General features: G+C 50.7%; 19 protein-coding genes. 14 read left to right on the plus strand and 5 right to left on the minus strand.

Translation table 11 applies throughout. The features are described from left to right. The first annotated feature begins 101 nt into the window (after positions 1 to 101). The 4 genes from DFER_RS26950 to DFER_RS26965 all read left to right on the plus strand — a co-directional run bounded on the left by DFER_RS26950 (position 102) and on the right by DFER_RS26965 (position 5,789). Positions 102 to 1,190, plus strand: a complete 1,089-nt coding sequence (locus tag DFER_RS26950) for a sensor histidine kinase (RefSeq protein ID WP_015814838.1) — start codon at positions 102 to 104, stop codon at positions 1,188 to 1,190. Continuing rightward, positions 1,187 to 1,918, plus strand: a complete 732-nt coding sequence (locus tag DFER_RS26955) for a LytR/AlgR family response regulator transcription factor (RefSeq protein ID WP_015814839.1) — start codon at positions 1,187 to 1,189, stop codon at positions 1,916 to 1,918. The genes DFER_RS26950 and DFER_RS26955 overlap by 4 nt, the downstream gene beginning before the upstream one ends. Before the next feature lie 126 nt (positions 1,919 to 2,044). Beyond that, the gene (locus DFER_RS26960) at positions 2,045 to 2,854 is read left to right on the plus strand and encodes a hypothetical protein (RefSeq protein WP_015814840.1); all 810 of its coding nucleotides are present in this window, start codon (positions 2,045 to 2,047) and stop codon (positions 2,852 to 2,854) included. Positions 2,855 to 2,942: 88 nt separating this feature from the next. Then, positions 2,943 to 5,789, plus strand: a complete 2,847-nt coding sequence (locus DFER_RS26965; RefSeq protein ID WP_229206126.1) for a VWA domain-containing protein — start codon at positions 2,943 to 2,945, stop codon at positions 5,787 to 5,789. A gap of 12 nt (positions 5,790 to 5,801) precedes the next feature. Here DFER_RS26965 and DFER_RS26970 read toward each other — a convergent pair whose 3' ends face one another. Continuing rightward, positions 5,802 to 7,232: a TlpA family protein disulfide reductase gene (locus DFER_RS26970; protein ID WP_015814842.1), complete on the minus strand. Its 1,431-nt coding sequence runs from the start codon at positions 7,230 to 7,232 to the stop codon at positions 5,802 to 5,804. Positions 7,233 to 7,449: 217 nt separating this feature from the next. Here DFER_RS26970 and DFER_RS26975 point away from each other — a divergent pair, with 217 nt between their 5' ends. Together DFER_RS26975 and DFER_RS26980 are read left to right on the plus strand one after the other, a co-directional pair. Beyond that, the gene (locus DFER_RS26975; protein WP_015814843.1) at positions 7,450 to 8,856 is read left to right on the plus strand and encodes a carboxylesterase family protein; all 1,407 of its coding nucleotides are present in this window, start codon (positions 7,450 to 7,452) and stop codon (positions 8,854 to 8,856) included. A gap of 101 nt (positions 8,857 to 8,957) precedes the next feature. Beyond that, positions 8,958 to 10,181, plus strand: a complete 1,224-nt coding sequence (locus tag DFER_RS26980; protein WP_015810681.1) for an IS110 family RNA-guided transposase — start codon at positions 8,958 to 8,960, stop codon at positions 10,179 to 10,181. Between the two features lie 237 nt (positions 10,182 to 10,418). On the opposite strand, the gene DFER_RS26985 is transcribed toward DFER_RS26980, so the two are convergent. Continuing rightward, the gene (locus DFER_RS26985) at positions 10,419 to 10,844 is read right to left on the minus strand and encodes a VOC family protein (RefSeq protein WP_015814844.1); all 426 of its coding nucleotides are present in this window, start codon (positions 10,842 to 10,844) and stop codon (positions 10,419 to 10,421) included. A 215-nt stretch (positions 10,845 to 11,059) separates the two neighbouring features. Between DFER_RS26985 and DFER_RS26990 the strand changes: the two genes are divergently transcribed. The 3 genes from DFER_RS26990 (at position 11,060) to DFER_RS27000 (ending at position 12,703) form a co-directional block, all read left to right on the plus strand. Next, complete coding sequence (locus DFER_RS26990; protein WP_015814845.1) at positions 11,060 to 11,392, plus strand: ArsR/SmtB family transcription factor; 333 nt, start codon at positions 11,060 to 11,062, stop codon at positions 11,390 to 11,392. Continuing rightward, complete coding sequence (locus tag DFER_RS26995) at positions 11,382 to 11,852, plus strand: SRPBCC domain-containing protein (RefSeq protein ID WP_015814846.1); 471 nt, start codon at positions 11,382 to 11,384, stop codon at positions 11,850 to 11,852. Before DFER_RS26990 ends, DFER_RS26995 begins: the two co-directional genes overlap by 11 nt. 65 nt (positions 11,853 to 11,917) lie before the next feature. Continuing rightward, complete coding sequence (locus DFER_RS27000; RefSeq protein ID WP_015814847.1) at positions 11,918 to 12,703, plus strand: alpha/beta fold hydrolase; 786 nt, start codon at positions 11,918 to 11,920, stop codon at positions 12,701 to 12,703. On the opposite strand, the gene DFER_RS27005 is transcribed toward DFER_RS27000, so the two are convergent. Then, positions 12,704 to 13,609 (minus strand): NmrA family NAD(P)-binding protein, encoded by a 906-nt coding sequence (locus tag DFER_RS27005; RefSeq protein WP_015814848.1) that lies wholly within the window; start codon positions 13,607 to 13,609, stop codon positions 12,704 to 12,706. It lies immediately after the preceding gene. Positions 13,610 to 13,907: 298 nt separating this feature from the next. Between DFER_RS27005 and DFER_RS27010 the strand changes: the two genes are divergently transcribed. Both DFER_RS27010 and DFER_RS27015 read left to right on the plus strand, forming a co-directional pair. Next, the gene (locus DFER_RS27010) at positions 13,908 to 15,323 is read left to right on the plus strand and encodes an NAD(P)-binding protein (protein WP_015814849.1); all 1,416 of its coding nucleotides are present in this window, start codon (positions 13,908 to 13,910) and stop codon (positions 15,321 to 15,323) included. 61 nt (positions 15,324 to 15,384) lie between these two features. Beyond that, on the plus strand, positions 15,385 to 16,152 hold the full coding sequence (locus DFER_RS27015; protein WP_015814850.1) for a hypothetical protein: 768 nt from the start codon (positions 15,385 to 15,387) through the stop codon (positions 16,150 to 16,152). Between the two features lie 2 nt (positions 16,153 to 16,154). On the opposite strand, the gene DFER_RS27020 is transcribed toward DFER_RS27015, so the two are convergent. After that, complete coding sequence (locus tag DFER_RS27020; RefSeq protein ID WP_015814851.1) at positions 16,155 to 16,649, minus strand: GNAT family N-acetyltransferase; 495 nt, start codon at positions 16,647 to 16,649, stop codon at positions 16,155 to 16,157. Between the two features lie 259 nt (positions 16,650 to 16,908). Here DFER_RS27020 and DFER_RS27025 point away from each other — a divergent pair, with 259 nt between their 5' ends. Continuing rightward, positions 16,909 to 17,790, plus strand: a complete 882-nt coding sequence (locus tag DFER_RS27025) for a pirin family protein (protein WP_041736751.1) — start codon at positions 16,909 to 16,911, stop codon at positions 17,788 to 17,790. Between the two features lie 8 nt (positions 17,791 to 17,798). Here DFER_RS27025 and DFER_RS27030 read toward each other — a convergent pair whose 3' ends face one another. Then, positions 17,799 to 20,153: an ABC transporter permease gene (locus tag DFER_RS27030; RefSeq protein ID WP_015814853.1), complete on the minus strand. Its 2,355-nt coding sequence runs from the start codon at positions 20,151 to 20,153 to the stop codon at positions 17,799 to 17,801. A gap of 288 nt (positions 20,154 to 20,441) precedes the next feature. Between DFER_RS27030 and DFER_RS27035 the strand changes: the two genes are divergently transcribed. Then, positions 20,442 to 20,636 carry a hypothetical protein gene (locus DFER_RS27035; RefSeq protein WP_143828823.1) on the plus strand — a complete coding sequence of 65 codons (195 nt, stop codon included), beginning with the start codon at positions 20,442 to 20,444 and terminating at the stop codon, positions 20,634 to 20,636. Positions 20,637 to 20,791: 155 nt separating this feature from the next. Continuing rightward, positions 20,792 to 21,985 (plus strand): DUF4062 domain-containing protein, encoded by a 1,194-nt coding sequence (locus tag DFER_RS29365; RefSeq protein WP_015814855.1) that lies wholly within the window; start codon positions 20,792 to 20,794, stop codon positions 21,983 to 21,985.

Consider the following 21,985-nt stretch of genomic DNA (forward strand, 5'->3'; position numbering starts at 1 on the left):
GCGTTGGGATTGACGTTTTTGAATACTTATAGTCTTGCAAAATACTGATAAATTTTCATGAAATTACCTTATTTTTGGGCATCCTAACTGACCACTTGACTATGCGGCCTTATCTTTTCGGGCAAAAATGGCTGCTGGGTTTCGCCCTTGCACTGGTTTACATTCCGCTCCGAACATATATCAATGTACCTCAGCAGAATTGGAACACGATACCACGGAACCTGCCGCTTTTCGGGCTTGAAATCGTGATCAGTACCGTTTTCTATACCGCCTGGATTTACCTGATGGACTGGTTTTTAAGAAAGCAGGCCTCCCTAAGCGGTGCCGATAAATCACCCGCGTTCAGCATCCGCGACCAGCTCATCACCCTCATTCCGGCGGTGCTGCTGGCATTCCTTTTCAATATGATGCTGGCCCGGACGTGGGGCCTCATGAGCCAATGGTGGAACCCGCTGCCCAGGCCGGTAATGAGCGATCCGCGCGTGCGCGACCTCATGTACACGCGCTGGCGGGCAGGCCAGGCGCTCACGATCCTCGCGCTCATTGCGGCCTATTACCTTTGCGTGAGCATTCAGGTGCAGGAAAAAATGAAAAAGCTCCTCGTAAGCTCGGAAAGGCTGGAAAAGGAGAATATGCACGCGCGTTTTCTGGCATTGAAAAACCAGGTGAGCCCCCATTTTTTGTTCAATAACCTCAGCGTGCTGTCGTCGCTGGTGGAATCGAGGCCGGAGCAGTCGGGGGAGTTTATACAGGAATTGTCCTCGGCGTACCGCTACATTCTCGAACAATCGGAGCTGGATAAGATCAGTTTAAAGGAGGAAATGCGGTTTCTGGACACTTATATGTACCTGCTGCGGACGCGTTTCAAGGAAAAAGTGGTGCTCGACTCCCGGCTCACCCCGGCGGAACAGGAGCGGTATGCGATTATTCCGCTTACTTTGCAGCTGTTGGTCGAAAATGCCGTGAAACATAACACCATGTCGGTAGTTAATCCTTTGATTATCAGTATTTCAATTATGGATCAAATGCTTGTCGTGAGCAATCCGCTGCAGCTCCGGCAGCAGGACCAGCCTACGACGCGCCTCGGATTGAAGAATATTATCAGCCGGTATAAACTGTTGCAGGACAAGGATGTGGTGATCGAACAAACTGCCATGCATTTTACCGTTAAAATCCCCCTGATGTCATGAACGTGCTGATCGTAGAGGATGAAGAGCTCAGCGCGGAGCGCTTGCAGAACCTAATACGGAATATCGATCCCTCCATCCATGTCCTGGCCATCATTCCGTCGGTGTTTGAAACCATTGCTTACCTTCAAAATGCCGCGAACACGCAGCCGGACCTAATTTTCCTCGATGTCCACCTAGAAGACGACAACGGTTTCCGGATCATCGAAAACCAGGATCTCATGATCCCGGTCATTTTCACCACCGCATTCGACGATTACCTGCTGCGCGCATTCAAAACCAACAGCATCGATTATCTGCTGAAACCCATTAATCCGCTCGAATTGCAGGCTTCGCTGAACAAATTCAGGCGGATAAGGAGCAATGAAGAGGTGAAGAAGGCGGACGTGAAATACAAGGACCGTTTCCTGGTCACCGCCGGCCCGAGGGTATTTACATTCAAAACTTCCGAAATCGCGTATTTCACCATCGAAGAGCGCGCCACGTTTCTCCGGTTGTTCGACGGCCGGCATTTTGCGGTCGAATACAGCCTCGAAAAGCTCTCCCAAATGCTCGACCCGGCCGAATTTTTCCGGATCAACCGCCACATGCTGCTCTCGCTGCACGCTATCCGCGAAATGCACGCAATTTCGGCAGGGAAGCTCAAAATCGACCTCCACCCGGCCGCTGCGCAGGAAACTTTTGTGAGCGCCGAGCGCATGACCGAGTTTAAAAATTGGCTTGGTAAATAACCGCACGTCGACTTCTGCGCTTAAAAACGCCGTTTCAACCCTGCAAAACGGGCGTTCCGCGATTTGTATTTTCATTCCAAATGCTGCATAACCAAATTGGAGCTGAAAAAGCAGAAGGTTTGTGTTATGTCCGTCATTCAATTCAATGCCCACAAGAAATACCACGTGCTGCAAAGCAGAACCCGCGTTTGGGAAACCCACAATGATCTGACGCCCCATTACCGGATCATTTTTGTCCGCACCGGAGAGGGGCATTTCAGCCTGGACGGGAAACTTTACGATTATGTGGAAAATGGTGTGATCTTGCTCTCGCCCGGTCAGCACCCGATTTTTCAGGAAGACAGCAGCGCCGAGATTTTCGTCATCGCATTCGATACCTGGCTTTCCGAGGATTTTTTGCAGAAAAAGGAGTTCAGCCCCGATTTTGCCGACATTTACAAGCAAGCCGAGCACCTGTGCGACAGCGTGCGGCTCACGCAAGGCAAACCTTTGCCCAACGAGCGCGATGCGCAAACGATCATTTACCTCATCAATCAGATCCTTTTTGAAGTTACCCAGCAACCAACCTCGCATAACAAGCTCATTCGTGGCAGTATAGACTTGATCGTTACGATTCTGGCGAGAAATAATTTTGAGACTAAAAAAGTGGAGGAAGAGGTTGGTTCTCAAAACCTTGCGGAATCGATCATCGGCTATTTGCGCGAGGAACTGCATCAGAATAAGAACATCCGCGTGCCCGAACTGCTGATGCGCTTCCATATTTCGGAGGATGTCGCCAATCTGTGCGTGCTTAACCAGACGGGCATGTCGCTGCGGAACTTCATTTTCAAATACAAGGCCGATCTTTTCAAAAGCCGTATGCTGAAAGTCGATATTTCCGAACTGACGGCTTATCTCAATCCGGCGGGTAAGCGGGAGCCGCATTTGTCGGTGTAACAATGCCCTCGCGGAAGCGTGCTGCGCGTTTGACTTATTTTACGGAAGAGTGTGTGCGACCGGTTTTCGGGTAAAAATCCCGACCTTCGTGTTTTTGGTTAACACACATACTTCCAGAAGTTTACGTATGCGGCAGCTCTACATTCTATTTCTTCTTTTCATATTCACCTACCGCCCGGTGGCGGCGCAGCAGGAAGCGCCGCAAACCTCATTGAACCATTACATCGAATTTTTGAGCCAATCGTCCGAACAGGTTATCCGGCGGTTTCAAATGCTGCGTGGTTACCAGGAAGATGTGACGCGCTATCGGAAAAAACCGGACTATGGACTACGCCTGCCGTCGTCGGGGCCGCTGGAAGCGTATTATTACAAAAAGGCGGAGGGCGGACTGGGCATCGAGGCCGGAAAACGGAAGCAGCTGAATGCAGGGTTGGAAAACGTTTGGCAAGTCCTCAACAAGCTCGACGAAACCTGCAAAGCGCTCGAAACCTACGTGCGGTTAAAGGACTACGAACGCGACAATCTGAAAAAATCCGAGGCCCTGATCGCCGAAATGCAGTCGCTTTTTGAACGCTATGCACATGATAAAAACGCATTGTATACGCAAATCAGGCAGGTTTATGCCAGCGTTCAAAACCGCCCGGCTGCTGATCCTTACATGGTTACGGAAAAGGCAATGGGAGAGGTGATAACCGCGCAGCAGCGTTTGCTGGACGCATTGCCCTATTATTTAAGTGAAGAAACGAAGGCCGAATGGCCGGTAGCACTCGTGCGCCAGAGCATGCTGGACGATGAAAAAGCATTGTCGACCATTGGCAATACTGCTTCCCAGCTACAATACCCGGCGTCGGATATGGTGGGGACTTTTAAATCGGCGCTGGCCTCGATGCAGGATATCAAACGGCGTGCGCTGAATGATCATAATTTCGCAGCGCAACAGTCGGCAGCGCATGGTAATGCCGTGTATTTGTCTTTGGTAGAGCAATTTAACCATGATATGCTCGAATTTTACAAGGCGTTTGTCGGGTATAGTAAACCCGGGCATTTGCTGCTGAATTATCCGTTTTTCAGTCCGGTGATGCGGAGCGGAAGTGCAGGGGATGCGGTGCCGGAGGCGAACGGCACACCGCCGTTTCAGGACAAAACATTCCAGCCGCTGAACGTAAAAAAGGCACCGGCGCCCGCCAATGCGGCATTAATCAGGACATTGAACCAATATGTGGACTGGATCAACCAGTCGCTGCGCCAAATGCATTTGCTGCAAATGATCGTGCGTAACTACCAGAGCTCGGCCGAATACTACCGCGATCCCGCCAAAGCGCAGAAGCGTGCAAACCTGAGCTATTCGCACGAGGATTTCAAGTTGCCCGCGTCGGAATATGCATTGCTTTTGAGCGCCAGTACGGTCATTCCCGAGCCATACCGCAAGGCTGTGACCGGCCAGGCGGAGGTTTTGATGAATGTATTGCAGGAAATGGACGGGCTGAGCATCGAACTCGTCCGCTACACCTCCGAAAAGCAGTATCTGAAAGACCAGCTCAAACGCTCCGATGCCATTCTTGACCGCTACGTGGTGCTTTTTAATACGCTGGATAAAAAGAAAGAGGAGCTCTACAACGACATTCGGCGCATCCACGAAAGCTACCCGAATGCCACCCAGGCCAGCTCCTGGTACATCGCCGGCTCCGCCATGCTCAAAACGATGGATAAAGGGCATGACGTCCTGTTCGGTGTGCGCGATTACCAGGCGGGTGAAAAGACCAAAATGCCCGAAACGGCCAATCTGGAAGCCGATAGCCGCCAACTGATCGCCGACGAGTACAAAAACATGAAAGGCTTGCAGCGCTATGGCCGCAGTAACGGACTCTGCCCATACACGCCCTACGAGGACCTGGGTGCCAACGCGGGCCGGTTTGCCGAAAAAGTGCAGCAATACAAGCCGGCGGCTCCGGGCTATGCGGCTCACCCCTATGAGCCGTTTTATTATTTCTACAACAATGAGCTGGTGTATGAATACAACAATTTCATAGAGCTCTCGAAGGCGGGCTTGCTGAAAACCATCAACCAACCCGATGTGTTCGCTTTCCGGCGCACGAAGCCTCAGAATGCCGTCGTGCCGCCTGCCAAGGTGGAGGAGCCGAAAGTCGAAAAACCTGCCGGGAGGCCGGCTGAGGACATTGCACAGGTCAAAACGAATAGCGCGGAAATGCCTGCCGCACAGCAGTCTCCCGTGCGTAATGTACGCCCGCTCACAAACGAAGCTGCACCGTCCGCGCCCGCCGCGCAGGCCACGCGGGACACCGTGTACGTGGAGCGCGTGCGGGTGGACACGGTGTACGTCGACCGCAATGCACAGCTCCAAAATGTGACTCGCTCGCTCGATGGTTTCGCACCGAATAATATGGTGCTGCTGCTGGATGTGTCGTCGTCGATGAACTCGCCGTATAAAATGCCTTTGCTGAAACGCTCCATCAAATCGCTGCTTACGCTTGTGCGGCCGGAAGATATGATTTCGATCGTGCTCTATTCTGGTAAGGCCAGGGTAGTGCTGAAACCGACTTCCGGTGCCAAAGCTTCGGAGATTTCGAGGATGATCGACCTGCTCCAATCCGATGGCGATACGGACGGGAACGAAGGCATTAAACTTGCCTATAAAACCGCCAATAAGCAATACATCCGCGGAGGCAACAACCGCATTGTGCTCGCCACCGACGGCGAGTTCCCCGTAAGCGACGAGGTGATGGATATGATCCGCCAGAATGCGCGTCAGGACGTCTATTTGAGCATTTTTACCTTTGGGCGCCACGAGCATACCGGGCAGAAACTTAAAAAACTGAGCGAACTGGGCATGGGTTCGTACGCGCACGTTACCGATGCGAGCGCCGACCTGCAACTCATTCTGGAAGCCCAGGCGAAGAAGCTGGCCGGCAAGTAGCGGGACGGAAGTTTACAGATCAGCGTAATGCGTCACGAAGCTGGCCCAATCATGCCCCGCGGGGACTGTAATGTATTTCCCGGCAGGTGTGATGAGCAGCTTGGTCGGGTAACCGGGCACTTTATAGGTATGCTCCACCTGGTTGTCCGACATCGCCACGGGGAAGGAGAACTTCTTTTCCTTCATGTAATTCGTCACTTTTGCTTCGGTGTCGCGGCAGGCGATGGTCAGCATGGCAATCTTGCCCGCATTTGCGGTTACGACGGACTCGTAAAACTTCTGAATGGCCGGATGCTCCGAGCGGCAGGGCCCACACCATGTCCCCCAGAAATCGATCAATATCCATTTGCCAGCGGCCGTCTGATTTGAAAAACGGGACTTATCGAGCATGGACAATGAAATGGGGGGAGCGGGCTGGGCGTAATGATCCACGGTAGCCATCCAGAACTGGGCGAAGTCTTTCTGCGGGCCATTTATTTTGTGAAATACTTCTTTTAATTTTCCCTTGTATTCCGGTTGTTGAAGGGCAATTTCGAGAATGGTGTTGAAAACAACCTGCTGGTCCTTTACATGCTCAGTCAGGAATTGAAGATATTCATCCCGGAATGATGCTTTTTCTTTCCCAAAAATTATAAACATATCATAAAAATAACCCCAGTTATTACTTCTGTCCAGCACGTCGGGACTGTAATCGAAAGCGGTTTTCAGCAAGGACATTTTCTTGTCCGGATCATTTACCTGTTCCGAATTGAGCACATTGGTATAAGCATAAAGATACCGGTACCAGGCGCGTTTGCCCGCATTGTCCCCGGTGGTGTTTTCAGAAACCAATAAGAGTCCGTCATTCACATAGTCGCTGGTTTTTTTCAACAGTGTGGCCGCTAATGGCTGCAATTCTTTCTGAGAACGAAGTAGCGGGTAAATCATCAAAGCATAGCGGCCCGAACGGTTGGAATAAATGTCTTTATCGGAAAGTTCTTCGCGTATGAACTGGTTGGCAATCTGCGCCAGTTTTTGATTGTCATTTGGATTATCCTGAATCTTTGAAAACAAATAAAGCGGATTGACGGCGCCTTTGAGCACTTTATTCGTATCCGCCATGATCATCTCCATCAGCTGCTTGTTAACCACCTGGCCACGTCGGAACCGGGCAACGATGGCGCTGTCCATATCTGGTGGAAATGAGCGGTTTAATACATATTGGGCTAATTCTTCATGGATAATACCCGGAATGCGGGAGGCCGAAAGCCCGTGGCCTGCCACTTTTTGGAGGTAAAAGAAGGCCGAGTCTTTGTTCAGTTTTTCGTCAATGAATTGGTAAAAAGTATTGATATTTCTGATCGGCGTGTCGTCGAACTGCTGCTGCTGTGCGGTGGATGGGTTTGGAATTAAAAGAACAGTCAACGCAAATAAAACGATGAGTTTCATGCAGGATTTTTTCATGGCTGATTGTTTATTAATGGAAAATCAGAACGGAATAGGTATGCATTCAAATTACGTCATTAATAGCTGTATTTGTTGCAGTTCTATTATTTATTTGTAATAAACCAATTGCCATTCAAATAAGGCAGTTGCCAGTCGTGTATCAGAAAGCAAAAAGAGATTGAAAGTTCTCTTAATTAGGTTACGGTTATTATTCCTTCACCAATCGCCTTCACCCATGACGAACAAGCCACTTAGTAAGGAATTTTATTCCTTTATTACTTTTTTCAGCACAGTCCTGGTGATTACATCGGTAATTCAGGGCGTGGCGTTTCTACGGATCGGGTCAAAAATCGTCACCCTCAATGCATTTGCTCCCTGGATTTGGCTGATTATAATCCTGCTCATCATTGCGAACGCCGCGATGCTGCGCTACCTCGTGCATCACGGTTACCGGACGGCCGCTGTGGCCTGCGTGGCTTCCTGCATTCCCATGTTTTTTCAATACGCAGGGCTTCTGAATGCTGACTTGCGGGGAATTTACCAGGCGCATTTTCATGTATTGGCATATGCACTATTCGGGACAACGCTGCTTTGGGGGCTCAGCCTGGCATTCTCCAAAACCGGCGAGAAAAAGTGGTTGCGGCTAAGCGGTATCCTCACGGTGCTCTTCACGGTGGTGCTGGCAGCGGTGTATTATTCGTATTTCCACACCCAAAGCGTCGCTACCAAACTATTGCTCGATCAAGCGAACCGGTGGATCTCGATGGCCGCGGTGATTTCTGTCGTACCCCTGCTGATCCATTTCAGGGTGGAAGGCAAGCGGGTGGCGGACAATTCAGTCGCTAAAACCGGCCCCGCGCTGCTAAAACTGGCCGCATTGGGAGGGGTGTTTGTTTTGGGTTTTAATTTTTCGGTTGAAGCGACGGGGCGCGCACAGCCTTACAAACCCTCGGAACTTGAACTCCGCCGCGCCAAACGCTTTGAGGCTTATCACTTTACCGACGGAAGCGGCGATACGCTGCGCTACCGCATGCTCGAACCGCTCGACTACGATTCGACCCAAAAATATCCGCTGGTAGTGTGCCTCCACCACGGAGGTTCGCACGGAAGTGATAACATTCAGCAATTATCGGCAGATCCGGCGCCGTTTCTCATGGAAATGGGTAACCGAAAGAAATACCCGTCATTCATTTTCATGCCGCAGAGTCCCGAAGGCATGGGTTTCAGCGGTGCATATGGAAGTCCCAGTGTAGATTCGCTCGTTTTCGGGACAATCCGGCAACTGCAAGCTACTCTGCCGATCGACAGTAAACGTATTTATGTGATGGGAATCTCCGGGGGCGGTTATGGATCGTGGCACCTTATCAGCGCACACCCCGAACTGTTCGCAGCGGCGATACCGATCTGCGGTGGCGGCGACCCGCGGTATGCACCGAAGCTCATCGACGTGCCCGTGTGGGCGTTCCACGGTGCCCGCGACAACCTGGCCCCGGTGGCGCATTCACGCGACATGGTAAATGCAATGCGCAAGGCCGGCGGCAAACCGAAATATACCGAGTACGAGTTTGCGGGACATGGCATTTGGGACAAAGTGCGCGACGAGGGGATCATGGAATGGATGTTCGCCCAGCATAGGGACTAATCGCGGCTTTCATCCGGCATTAAACAAAACAATTATGAATTGGGGGAATTCACCCACGCGCATGAAAGTCGTTTTAATTAGAGACCAATCTATCAAACGACATGGCAGTAGTAGAATTCCCCCAGCTCATAGCCCGAGGTTGTGGCCTGGATGTACACAAAGATACAGTAGTTGCTTCAATCAAAGGGACGGGAATCCAGGAAGAAACCCGGACCTTCGCCACCTTCACCAGAGACCTGGAAGATTTGTCGCATTGGCTTGAAGGCCATCAGATTACCCACATCGCTATGGAGAGTACGGGCGTTTACTGGCGGCCTGTGTATTATGTTTTGGAAGGCCGCTTTGAGATCATTTTGGTTAATGCCCGTCATATCAAGAACGTTCCCGGCCACAAAACTGATAAAAAGGATTCCGAATGGATCGCCAAGCTGCTGTTGAGCGGACTTCTTCGGCACAGCTTTGTCCCGGAAGGATGGGTGCGGGAGATAAGGACATTGCTACGCCACCGTAAGAAGCTTGTCAATGAGCGTAGCCGGGAGAAAAATCGGTTACAGAATATTCTGGAAGATGCCAACATCAAGCTCGGCAGCGTGGTTAGCGATGTGTTTTCCAAAACCGGACAGGGGATCGTAGATCTGCTTATGGAAGGAATTACTGACCCCGTGGTTCTCTCAAACCAGGCCAAAGGTTCGCTGGTAAATAAAAAGCAGGTTTTACAACAGGCGCTTTACGGCCGGTTCTGTGAGCGTCACCGCTTTATGTTAAAGTTGCTCACACAGACAATGGGCGCCCTGGAAAAGCTCATCGAACAACTTGACCAGCAGATTGAACTTTGCCTGGCCGGTAAGCAGGCCGAGCTCGCACTACTGCAAACCATCCCAGGCGTATCCAGGCAATCAGCTATTGGTATCGTTTCCGAGATCGGTCTGGACATGTCCCAGTTTATCTCAGACAAGCACCTGGCTTCTTGGGCAGGGGTATGCCCAGGCAACAACGAGAGTGCAGGAAAAGTAAGATCGGCAAGGACCACCCATGGCAACACCTATTTGAAAACAACATTGATCGAAGCAGCCTGGGCGGCAAGCCATACGATGAATACCTACCTGTCATTCAAGTACCACAAGCTCACCCAAAGACGGGGAAAGAAGAAAGCGGCAATGGCGATTGCCCACCACATACTCACAGCATCATACCATATCCTCCGGGATAAATTACCTTACAAGGAACCAGCCCTGAGACCAGAAATCCTGATCGAAAGAAGGAAAGCTGAAATCCAACGGTTAGAAAACCGCGTAAGGAAGTTGAAAATATTAGCGTCCCAATAGAAAGGTCGAGGCTTTTTTTGGTGGACTATACCCCGTAAACAAAACTGATAACAGACGCTAAGCACCCACAGCTGTTGCCATAGAGCACGTAGAAAAAATTTTTCTCTAAGAGGAAAAGCGCTTACATCGATCTGTGATCATCGGATTACTTTGTCTATACGGGTTTAGAAAAGACTTTCAGAAAAAAAGCCGGTTCTCATTGCGGGAACCGGCTTTTGCTATTGGAAATCAGTGTGATCAGCCCTGTTGGGTCGGATAGTTGATCATCCAGTTTACACCGAATTTATCCTGGAAAGCACCGAAATAGTCGCCCCAGAACTGGTCTTCCATCGGCATTTCGATCGTGCCGCCGGCCGAAAGGCCATTGAAATACTGATCGGCTTGCTCCCGACTGTCGGTGAAAATGGATATATAGTTGTTGTTGCCTACGCTGAGGGTCTGGCCCATGGAAGGCATAATGTCCGACGCCATAAGCAGCTCGTCTCCCACCGGCAGTGCAATGTGCATGATCCGGTTTCTTTCGTTTTCAGGCAAATTTTCGGAGCCGGGTGTGCCGTCCATTCTGTGAACACCATGGAATTCTCCGCCGAAAACGGATTTGTAAAATGTGAAGGCCTCTTCGGCATTGCCGTCGAAGTTCAGGTAAGGATTGATTTTAGGCATAGCTAAAAGATTTAGAAGGTGATTGAACTTGATTTTAGATTGTTGACGGATGCAAAAGTATACCCTTGCACCTTCACGCATGCTCCCTAAAACGGACATTCACAGGGGGCGGTCGCGACAAATTGGAGCGTTTTTGCGAGAGTTCAAAACTAACAAATAAATATTGCGCAAGTATTTGCTTGCTTATATATTTGCAAGCAAATACTTGCATTTTTATGAAAGCACGAAGAGATGTATACCAGGCCATTGCGGATCCTACCCGCCGGGCGATCATTGGCATGCTGGCCGAGGAGCCCCAGAATGTGAATGCGATTGCCGGGCAGTTCGATATGACGCGTCAGGCGGTTTCGCTGCACGTCAAAATCCTCAGTGACTGCGGGCTGATTTTTATCCGTAAAGAGGGGAGGGACCACATTTGCGAGGCCCGGCTCGAACAGCTGAGCGAGGTGTCGGCATGGGTGGAGCAGTACAAAAAGCATTGGGAGGCGAAGCTGGATTCGCTGGAAAACTATTTGGAACAACTAAAAAAAGAGCGATATGGAAAATGAACAAAGCAGCACGCACGACCGCGAACTGATCATTACCCGCAAACTGAACGCGCCGGTGGAGCTGGTGTGGGAGGTGTGGACCCAGCCGGAACATATTGCCAAATGGTGGGGGCCCAATGGTTTTACCAACACGATCACGAAGATGGACGTCGTTTCAGGCGGTGCGTGGGAGCTTGTGATGCATGGCCCCGACGGAAAAGATTACAAGAACAGGAGTATATTCAGGGAGGTGATTCCCTTCAAGAAGATTGTGTACCAGCACTTTGCACCGAGCTTCCTGACGACGATCGAGTTTGAAGCGCAGGGCGACGAGACATTTCTGCGCTGGCATATGCTTTTCGAGTCGGCCGAAGAAATGATCCGGATCGTGAAAGCAGCCAATGCAGCCGAAGGCCTGAAACAGAATGTCGACAAGATGGCCGCCTACCTGGACGGCCGGAAAGCCGTTCGGGAATCGTGAAGGCGCTGGGGATTGCATTGCTCGGGGCAATGCTGAGTTTATCCGTTCAAGCACAGCAAACACAAATGGAAGTGCAAAAAACGACCGGTTATGCGCCCGTGAACGGGCTGAAAATGTATTACGAGGTTTACGGAAGCGGCGAGCTGCCCCTGGTACTCATTCACGGGGGCGGGTCTACGATCGAGACTTCGTTTGGCAACATCCTGCCGAAGCTAGCTGCATTCAGCAAGATCATCGCCGTGGAAATGCAGGCGCACGGCCGCACGAGCGACCGCGATGCGCCCGAGTCGTTTCAGCAGGATGCGGACGATGTGGCAGCACTGCTCCGGCATTTAAAAGTGGAGAAAGCCAATGTCCTCGGTTTCAGCGACGGTGGCTGCACCACGATGCAGCTGGCCGGCCGCCATCCCGGACTGATCCATAAAATCATCGTAGTAGCGTCGAACTACACCCGCGCCGGCATGATCGACGGTTTCTTTGAAATGATGGATAATGCCTCGCTGGACAATATGCCAGCGCCTTTAAAGGAGCATTATCTCAAAGTAAACCCCGATCCGAAGGGCCTGCAAACGATGTTCAACAAGGACCGCGAGCGCCGCCGCACCTTCGCCGACTGGCCCCAAAGCGACCTCACGCGCATTCAGGCACCGGCATTGATCATGACCGGAGATAAGGATGTGATCAAAATGGAGCACATTGTTGAAATATCCAAACTGATCCCGAAAGCAGAGCTCGTGGTCCTGCCCGGGGTACATGGCGCATTGCTGGGCGAGATTTGCACCGCCAAAGCAGGTAGCAAGGAGCCCGAAATCACTGCGATGCTCGTGAAGGAGTTTTTGGAAGGAAACTAATCAGCTCAGCACATCGCGGACCTTTGTCCATTTAATTTCCGGATAGTGCGCATTATCCAGCGGTTCCAATTTCGGTAAACCGCTGAGCATATTGTGCAGATACTGCATACCCTGCCAGGGCGGGAACACCTCGTCACGGCCGGGGGCGATCGTGCGCATAATCCGGATCATCGTCGCCAGGAAGCCAAGCCCTCCGATTCGCCACAGGCCGAATTCCTTGCGATATGCCTGGTTGGCGGCGCGCTGCAAATCCCGGATCGTCGCCACTTCACCGGCAATGCGCAAAAAACGCGGTGCCTGCGGGTCGAGCGCGGCGGCGGCTGTGAATGCGGCTGTGTTGGCGATCGTCGTGAAATCCATCGGCTGGTCGGCATCGCCCCAGTAAATCACGCGGTTGAGCTTGGGGAGAATTAATGGCGCCTGATCTTTGAGCAAATCGGTGAACATGCCGTTGAGAATGGACGTAGTGTGGATCGGCGTGTTGCCGACGATGCCCGCGAACTCGCGCCGCAGGTCGAGGTTACGGTTTGAGCCGTTGGGAAGTTTGGTGAAATCAATGCAATAGTCGGACGGGATGAAACGCGGCACGCCGGCATTCAGGGCCGCTTTCAACAGGTCGGACTGCGTGCCGACGATCACTTCCCGGAGTCCCGAGAGCGCGGAAACGACGCACTGGACGTCACGCAGCGCCTCTGTAAGCGTAACGGTATTCTGATAATCGACCGGAATGACCGTCGCCCCGGCCTTTTTGAGCGGTTCCGTTTTGGCGAGAGGCGTATCCCTGCGCACGAGCGCCTTCACATGCGCATGCCGCGTGAGGAGTTCTTTGATGATCAATGTCCCCAGCTGCCCGGTCGCCCCGGCGACTGCGATAGTTTGGTGTGTAAGGTGTTGTTGTCCAGTCATTTGGTGCCAGCTTTTTTCGATGTGGTATCGCTTTGCATTGACTGGTTTAAAGAATTATGCCATGGCAATTCGTCGAGTGCGAGATTTCATATCAAAGAGATGGTCGCCATCGATGACGGATTCGTTATCTCCGGGGGATTATCATACGGGTGGGATTACAGTTCACCATTCGACAGGGAAAAAGTATAAAGGGCGTAAGTGATATTTATTATCTTAAATCAATAATAAATGTGATATATTAAGCATTGAATTGATATTCACTTAAAACATTCACATTTAATACACTTCTGCTCTTTCCATGAAGATTGACAAAAGAATTGTCATCGTGGGCGGTGGTCCTGCGGGATGCGCTGCTGCCTCGTATGCCTTAAAAAAGGGTTTTCAAAATGTGACATTGCTGGAAGCTGCCGCTTCATTGGGTGGGCTTCATCGAGATGTAGAAATCGATGGATTGCATTTTGATCTAGGTGCATTCTTTTTTTGGAACCATCATCAGGTTTTTTCGCTCTTTCCAGGTCTGCGGGAAAAAATGATACACGCCGGTAGTTCCGGACATTTATCATTAAGTAATGATTTTAATTTTGACAGATATCCCATAACGCTAAGGGGATATGTGAAAGAACATGGGCTGGTGGCAACGATTTGTGACTTGTTTAAAATCGCGCAATACCGCGCATTCCGTTCCGAAATGGCATGCAACAACGTGGAGGAGCTGCTCTTGTATTTTATGGGGCCTTTTTATAGAAAAACGGGGTTGGATAACTACATACAACGATTATTTCATTTACATCCAAAGGAAATTCATATCGAGTTTGCACGGAAGCGGGTTAGTGGTGTCATCGACAAGTTCAGGAGTAAGAATGTCATTAAAAACATGCTGAAAGGCAATTTGGCCTATTTCGCGAGGTATTCTGCACCACAAGATGTTTGGGCTAGGCCTGAATCCGGCTTCGCTGCTATGTACGAATATATTGCGGAAGCGATCAGAGAGGCGGGGGGCAATGTGCTATGCAATCACCGGGTTGAAAGGATCAATTACCGGGAAAAATACATAACAATGAGTGATGGGTCAATTGTGGAGTATGATTACCTTTTATCGAGCCAGCCTTTGCAGTTGACAAGCAAGATGACGGGAATAAAATTGGATGCCCTATTAAATTACCAGCCTTTATGCAGCCTGTTTTATGAGTCAGAGGAAGCGATCCTGCCGGGGTGTTTTGTGCTTTTTAATTTTTCCAGAAAAGGGAAATGGAAAAGGGTTACGTTTCATTCCAATTATTATAATATTGAGAAAGGTGACGATGCACCACGCCGGCATTATTTTGTTGTAGAGTCGATGCCATCTAAGGATGAAGTAGTCAATCCGCTTCTTGCAAAGGAATTGGATTCTGATTTCAGGGGAACTTTCGAAAAGACAAAACTGCAAGACGCTTTCAAGAATATTTCATTAAAAGGGCACCGTATTACTGAAAATGGCTATCCTGTTTTTGGAAAATCATTTGACAGAAGAAAGGTTGATGCTTTTCACGAAGAGCTGTTGAACTTGGATATCCATAATATCGGACGCCAGGGTGAATTCGATCATGTAAGTTCAAGTGATGCATCCAAGAGCGCTATGAATGCAATCGAGGGCATCTGGAAGAAAGAGGAATTTGCAATTCATTTCCTCATTTTGACAATTAACCACGCCCAAAACCCAGCGCATACCATATAAAGTGGCCGATGGACGGTTTGAAAATGAACTTTGCAGCATCAAAATCATTTCAAATCAAGCCATGAAACATCAATTACTTTTTCTTCTCTTTGTTGGGTTAACACCTTTTTACTCCTGCACCGATCCCAACAAGGAACCCGGGCCGGACGGGAACACGAGCGGCAAAGCAGGTTATCTCGTAGGCAAGGTGCTCGACCAGCGCGGAAATGGCGTTGCCGGAGCCACCGTTTTTACTGAAAATACAGTTTTCAAAGGCCACGGCGCGGAGGTGGCTTCTAAAAACGATGGCACTTACCAGATGGCGCTTGTGGAAGGTCTGGGCCAATGGATTGCGGACGCCTACACACTCGTAGAATACAATGGGAAGGTCTACAAACTGCGCCTGCACCCCGAAAATACCGAATCGTTTGCAGTGGAAGAAAAGCCGGTGCGCAACTTCGAATGGCGCATTCAGGGCCGCCTGCCCGACAAAAGCCTGAACCTTTATTATGGAGGTTCCGCCGAGCTTTATCCCGACCCTAACACTGAAATTCGCTCCGAGGACGTGGAATTCAGCTTCACCCCCGAAGGCAAGCTGATCGACGGCTCCACCGGAAAAACCCTGAAATTGAGCGGAGGAAAGAGCGGTTCCAATAACCATAACCGGATCGACGACATTCCCATTGGCCGCTACCGGGTAACGGCACTGCACAAGCCGACCGGCCTGCGCCTGCGGGTGGGTGATGCATGGGATGGCGATGATTATTTTGACAGCGTCACGATGGAGTTCAAAGGCACGGAAGCGTCTTACCGGGCTAACCAAATGGGCATTGCATTTACCGACCGGTAAATCTACAAGTCCAGAATGTAATCATGCCGCACCACGTCTCCTTCCGGTACTTCCCTGAAAAAGCGGAATTGCTGCTTGGTAAGAACGTTAATCGAAGCCTGGTTTTCGGGAGACACCAGGGCGACGAGCGATTCCACGCTACCGCAATTGCGGGCGTAGGCGATGAGGGTGGCGGTGATTTCCGAGGCGTAGCCCTTGCCCCAGAATTCGGGGAGCAATGCGTAGCCTATTTCCGTGAAGCCGTCTTCAAAAGGCACGATTTTGCCCAAACCGACGTACAAATCGGTGGCGCGTTCATAAACGGCAACAAAGCCCATGTCATTTTGCCGCCCATCGGCGCGGAGCGACCTTTCGAATCTTTTGCGGGCGCCTGGCAGATCGAGCCCCGCGCCGCTGATGTGTACCATCACATCCTGCCTTGAAACGAGCCGGAAATAGTCTTCGAAATGATTGGGAGTGAATTTTTCGTAGCGCAGACGTTCTGAATAAAACTGCATTGTGAAGTGTAAAATGGATTCCTGGATGATTACATGGCTAGGGACAGTGAGCTAACGGTTCATTGTCCTGTCACTGTTTTTAACAAAAAGTTGACAGAAAGAATTTGGTTAATAACCGGATTTTTGCTTTTACCGGCGGAAATTTATCATTGTGTCGCTAACCAATTGTATAGCGGCGAAGCGGGATGGTATGCGGGTCGTTTTTGTTTACCCAATACGACCGAAAAACGGTCGCATTAACCAGAAAGGGAAACAGATCATGGAAAATCAAGGTATTATCAGGAATGTAATTAATGTCAAAACGCCGCCGGCGCAACCGGGCTTTTTAGGCCCCGACCACACGGCCCGCGCGGTAATTCACCAGGAGTTTGAATACAGCGACCCGTTCATCGTGCTGATGGATGATTTTTTGGATAAAAAGGACGACACACCTGTCGGCGGGCCGCATCCGCACGCGGGCTTTGAAACCGTTTCACTGCTGCTTGAAGGCGAAATCGGCGACGAAGCGCATACGATGAAGCAGGGCGATTTTCAGGTGATGACTGCCGGAAGCGGAATTGTTCACACCGAGACGATCGAGGGCAGGTCGCGCATGCGCCTGCTGCAAATGTGGCTGAACCTGCCGAAAGCAGATCGCTGGACGGCGCCAAGGGTGCAGGATCTCACATTTGAAAATGCGCCAACCGTCGAAAACAACGGTGCAAAAACGGTACTATACAGCGGTTCGTTTGCAGGGCTGCGTTCGCCGGTCCAAAACTATGTGCCGCTCATTGTGGCCGACATTACATTGCAGCCCGGTGCCAGCGTCTCAGAATCGCTGCCTGCCTCTTACAATGCATTCTTGTATGTCATCAACGGCGATGTGCGGGTAGGAGATGAGGCAAGTTTACTGGAAACCAATCAGATCGGCTGGCTGAGTAGGGGTAGTGCCAACGAGGCGAGCAAGCTGCATATCGTTGCAGGCGCGGCGGGCGCACGCGTGGTGCTGTACGCAGCCGAGCCGCAGCATGACGAGATCGTGTCATACGGGCCTTTCATTTCCGACACCCAGGAAGAGATCAAGGCGCTTTACAGCGATTTCCGCCACGGCAAAATGAAACACGTTTCCACCCTGCCGGACACGCAGCGATTCCACTACTGATCCGGGTTTTATTCGCTGCGAAGGCTTTTCACCGGATCGAGCAACGCCGCGCGGATGGCTTGGTAGCTGACTGTGAGCAATGACACGACGACCGCCAGCACGCCCGATGCCGCAAATGTCCACCATTGGATTCCGATCCGGTATTCGAAGTCGTTCAGCCAGAGGTTCATGACATACCAGGCCACCGGCACGGCGATCACGATCGAGACGAGCACGAGTGCCACAAACTCGCCGGAAAGCAGGGCAGCAATGCTTACCACGGAGGCGCCCAGCACTTTGCGCACGCCGATTTCCTTCACGCGGTTTTCGGCCATGTAGGCGGCGAGGCCGAATAGCCCCAGGCAGGATATGAAGATCGTCAGACCGGCGAAGAGGCCCGTCAGGGTAGCAATGCGGCGCGTGTCTTCGAATTTCAGTGCATAATCTTCATCCACGAAATGGTATTCGAACGGATATTCGGGATTGTAGCGGCGGAAAATGGCTTCAACGGCCGGCATGAGCTCGGCGGCGGGCTTGCCGGCATGCAGTTTCATGTGGATTACATTGAAAAAACTCTGTGCGCCTTCAATGATGAGCGGGCCCTGACTGTCGTACGGCGACCGGATCACGAAATCCTTTACAACGCCCACCACCTGATAGGCCTTGCCATTGTCCCGTATCGTCTGCCCGATCGGGTCCTTGAAGCGCATGATCTTGGCGGCAGTTTCGTTCAGTAACGCCGCGGAAGAGTCGGAAGGAAATGCGGTGAGATCCATATCGCGACCGCGGATGAGCTGCAACCCGGCAGTTTTGACAAGTCCTTCGTCTTCGGTAAAAATATCGAAATCGATTTTTTCGGATGGGTTCTTGCCCTGCCATTCAATGCCCCAGGTATCGGCGACCACACTGCTGAGCGGCGAGGCGGTTTTGGTAACCGATGTGGCAATGCTGTTTGCCAGCAGTTCGCGTTTGATCTGCGCGTAATTTTTGCCGAGGTCGCCGGTGAGCCAGTGATATACCACCTGTCCGCGGTCATAGCCCGGGTCGCGGTTCTGGGCATGGCGGATCTGTTCTACGACGATGAGCGTGGAGATAATGAGCACAATAGCGAAGCTGAATTGGATGACTACCAATACTTTCCGCGGGCTGAATGCCGAATGCGTCCTTTTGAATGTGCCCTTCAACACGCTGATCGGCTTGAACGACGACAGGTAAAACGCCGGGTAACTTCCGGCTACAATGCCGGTGAAAAGAATGAATGCCAGCGCCGCGCCCCAGAATTCGGGATGGGCTACCGGGACATGCAATTCCTTGCCGGTAAGCGTGTTGAATGCCGGCAGCACCAGGTACACGGCCAGCAGCGCTATCGCGCCGGCGACCGTCGCGATCAGGATCGATTCGCCGATGAACTGGCCCACCAGCAGCCCTTTGTTGGCGCCGGCCGTTTTGCGGATACCCACTTCCTTCGCCCGTTTTTCGCTCCGGGCGGTGCTTAGGTTCATGAAATTGATGCAGGCAATGAGCAAAATGAATGCCGCGATCACGCCGAACAGCCGCACAATGGCGATCCGCCCGCCGACGACCTGGCCGTTTTCAAAATTGGAATATAAATGCCAGAGGCTGATCGGGTGCAGAAACACCTCGTGTTCCTCGGCGCGATTGGAATGGCGGATGGTAATGTCTTTGATTTTGCCGGCAAGCAATGCGGGATTCGTTGCGGGTTTCAGCCATACAAAAGTTCGCGCGTTATTGAACGACCAGCTTTCATCGGCCGCGCCGATCTTTTTCAGGTATTGCCAGGGAAGAATGTAATCGAACCGGAATTCGGTATTGGGCGGCAGGTCCTTCATCACGCCCGTAATCGTGAAATTGTCCTTGTCGATGGAAATGGTTTTGCCTAAAACATCCTCCGTACCGAACATTCTGATCGCCATTTTTTGGGTTACGATCATCGAGCTCACGGACTGCAATGCGTTGGCCGGATTGCCCTGCAAAAGCGGAAAGTCGAACATGCTCAGGAATGCCGGATCGGTGATCATTGCTTCGATGGAAATCTTTTTGTCGCCGTTACGCGTCACAAACCACCGCGAATAAATCCTCGCCACGTCGGCCACTTCGGGATATTCCGCTTTCAACGCCGGCCCGAGCACCTGCGGCGTCGAATTCCAGCATTGCAGCTTGCCATCGAAAGTGCCGCGGTTCCAGGCTTCGTACAAATAATCCTTTTTCGTATGGAAGCGGTCGTAGCTCACTTCGTTATACATCCAGAAGAGGATCAGCAGCGCGCTCGCCATGCCCACCGAAAGGCCCAGGATATTGATGGCTGAAAAGCCTTTGTTCCGGAACAGGTTCCTGAATGCGATTTTGAGATAGTTTTTAAGCATCTTCCTGATGGGGGACAAATCCGAATTGTAGCCAGAATACCGTTTTGGAACGAGCCACTGGCCATTCAGGCAATCCAAATACTCTGCCAGATTTTTAAGTGATTTATAATCAAATATTTAAATAAATAACCTATCACCAAATTTGTTCATTAACGAACACTTTGCGTTCACCTGGGGACGCCCGGTGTCGTCTTGATTATCATTGTGTTAATAACAGTTTTGCGCCGGATGTGATAGGAAGAAATGGCGCTTCTTTATTATCTTCGTATCGCAATTACCAGGAAGAAGATGCTGAGCAAGATTTTATTATTTGTGTTGCTGGTCGCGACCAACATTTCCCTCTATTATTTCGTAGTTATTCTCGAACCCCAGGCCGATTACCGGGCAATATTCATCGTAGTGCGCGCCATGCTCGTCACCAGCATGCTCATGCAGCTGCTCACCGCCACCGGATTTATGAAGGAAGAAAAGTTGTGGTGGTAATTACTCCGAAAGCTTACGTATAGTGATGTGCTTTCGAGGCTGTGGGTGTACCCCTTTACATTCACTAAATATTTTTGTAACAGTCAGTAGTATAGGTTGATACAAGGCTTTGATGTGATTATCAAAGCCCTCATCACCTATCCATTTGACGTTCCATGAACAAGAAATTCCAGATCTTTATAAGTTCTACTTATCTGGATCTGCAAGAGGAAAGAAAAAATATTGCCAATGTCATCAAAAAGCACAATCACATTGCGGTTGGAATGGAAACTTTCCCGGCAGGGCCGGTACAGCAATGGGAGATGATCAAAGAAATGATTGATGACTGCGACTATTATGTTTTGATCATCGGAGGCAGGTATGGAAGCATTTCGCCGCCTTTCGATCCGGATGACCAAAGGGAAATCAGCTACACGCAAAGGGAGTATGAATATGCCTACAAACAAGGTATTCCCATTTACACTTTTTTCAGGCAAGATATCGATAAGCTACCGCCGGAAAAGCGGGAGCGAAATGAAAAGAAGCGGAAAATGTTAAAGGCCTTTATCGAAAAGGTGCGTAATAACGGCTACTATCATGAAACCTGGCAAGACGTGGGCGAACTCGGGGTATCCGTGCTTAACTCACTCACCAATGCATTCACGTCGACCCCGCGTCCGGGGTGGGTCAGATCAGATCGGTTATTTCAAACCGCAATGGATTACAGTTCGGACGTTGAAATAGTTGAGAAGCTGATCTACTACAAATTTCTCCACCTATCGGACAAAACAGTTTCGGCCGGGCCCCTGTACCGCAAATTTGTGAAACGGCTGAATACTACCATTGATGTGTACGACGAGTACCTGACTTTCCGGGTGTCAAAATTCAACAAACTGGTAACCAGGTTCAGAAGCTATGACAGCACAAGAGGCACTGCCGTGGAGGTAAATTCATTGATTCCTTTTATCATGAGCCTGCGCGACACTGACAAAACAATAGAAGAGAACCCGCAGATATTGCAGCCTCTCATCGGTGGTCCGTCCAACGTGTTTGTAACATCCTCCCATTATTACAATGGATTTCAGGACGGCAATAAGGACGCGGCGGCGAAAGCAGATAAAAACGCGCAGACTGTCCGGCTAGTCGTTGACTTTACATCTGTTAAGGATTATCATTTGCACATTTCCGGCCAGCCCCGGGGATTTTTCAGTTATCATGAGGAAAGTGGTAAGTTGGTATCCAGAGAAGTAGGAGATATCAAGACCGTCGTTCCGGGCTTATATTGGATCGAACGGAAGGACATGAGAGAGGGTGAGGTGATCCGGATGGAATTCTCGACTGATATTGAAACCATTTCCAACATTACTTAG

This window comes from Dyadobacter fermentans DSM 18053 (genome assembly GCF_000023125.1).
In the GTDB taxonomy this organism is placed as follows: domain Bacteria; phylum Bacteroidota; class Bacteroidia; order Cytophagales; family Spirosomataceae; genus Dyadobacter; species Dyadobacter fermentans.

Excerpts from the sequence above, each read along its gene's own strand:
- DFER_RS26950 (WP_015814838.1), top strand. The coding sequence starts at position 102 with ATGCGGCCTTATCTTTTCGGGCAAAAATGGCTGCTGGGTTTCGCCCTT.
- DFER_RS26955 (WP_015814839.1), top strand. The coding sequence starts at position 1,187 with ATGAACGTGCTGATCGTAGAGGATGAAGAGCTCAGCGCGGAGCGCTTG.
- DFER_RS26960 (WP_015814840.1), top strand. The coding sequence starts at position 2,045 with ATGTCCGTCATTCAATTCAATGCCCACAAGAAATACCACGTGCTGCAA.
- DFER_RS26970 (WP_015814842.1), bottom strand. The coding sequence starts at position 7,232 with ATGAAAAAATCCTGCATGAAACTCATCGTTTTATTTGCGTTGACTGTT.
- DFER_RS26975 (WP_015814843.1), top strand. The coding sequence starts at position 7,450 with ATGACGAACAAGCCACTTAGTAAGGAATTTTATTCCTTTATTACTTTT.
- DFER_RS26980 (WP_015810681.1), top strand. The coding sequence starts at position 8,958 with ATGGCAGTAGTAGAATTCCCCCAGCTCATAGCCCGAGGTTGTGGCCTG.
- DFER_RS26985 (WP_015814844.1), bottom strand. The coding sequence starts at position 10,844 with ATGCCTAAAATCAATCCTTACCTGAACTTCGACGGCAATGCCGAAGAG.
- DFER_RS26990 (WP_015814845.1), top strand. The coding sequence starts at position 11,060 with ATGAAAGCACGAAGAGATGTATACCAGGCCATTGCGGATCCTACCCGC.
- DFER_RS26995 (WP_015814846.1), top strand. The coding sequence starts at position 11,382 with ATGGAAAATGAACAAAGCAGCACGCACGACCGCGAACTGATCATTACC.
- DFER_RS27000 (WP_015814847.1), top strand. The coding sequence starts at position 11,918 with ATGGAAGTGCAAAAAACGACCGGTTATGCGCCCGTGAACGGGCTGAAA.
- DFER_RS27005 (WP_015814848.1), bottom strand. The coding sequence starts at position 13,609 with ATGACTGGACAACAACACCTTACACACCAAACTATCGCAGTCGCCGGG.
- DFER_RS27010 (WP_015814849.1), top strand. The coding sequence starts at position 13,908 with ATGAAGATTGACAAAAGAATTGTCATCGTGGGCGGTGGTCCTGCGGGA.
- DFER_RS27015 (WP_015814850.1), top strand. The coding sequence starts at position 15,385 with ATGAAACATCAATTACTTTTTCTTCTCTTTGTTGGGTTAACACCTTTT.
- DFER_RS27020 (WP_015814851.1), bottom strand. The coding sequence starts at position 16,649 with ATGCAGTTTTATTCAGAACGTCTGCGCTACGAAAAATTCACTCCCAAT.
- DFER_RS27025 (WP_041736751.1), top strand. The coding sequence starts at position 16,909 with ATGGAAAATCAAGGTATTATCAGGAATGTAATTAATGTCAAAACGCCG.
- DFER_RS27030 (WP_015814853.1), bottom strand. The coding sequence starts at position 20,153 with ATGCTTAAAAACTATCTCAAAATCGCATTCAGGAACCTGTTCCGGAAC.
- DFER_RS27035 (WP_143828823.1), top strand. The coding sequence starts at position 20,442 with ATGCTGAGCAAGATTTTATTATTTGTGTTGCTGGTCGCGACCAACATT.
- DFER_RS29365 (WP_015814855.1), top strand. The coding sequence starts at position 20,792 with ATGAACAAGAAATTCCAGATCTTTATAAGTTCTACTTATCTGGATCTG.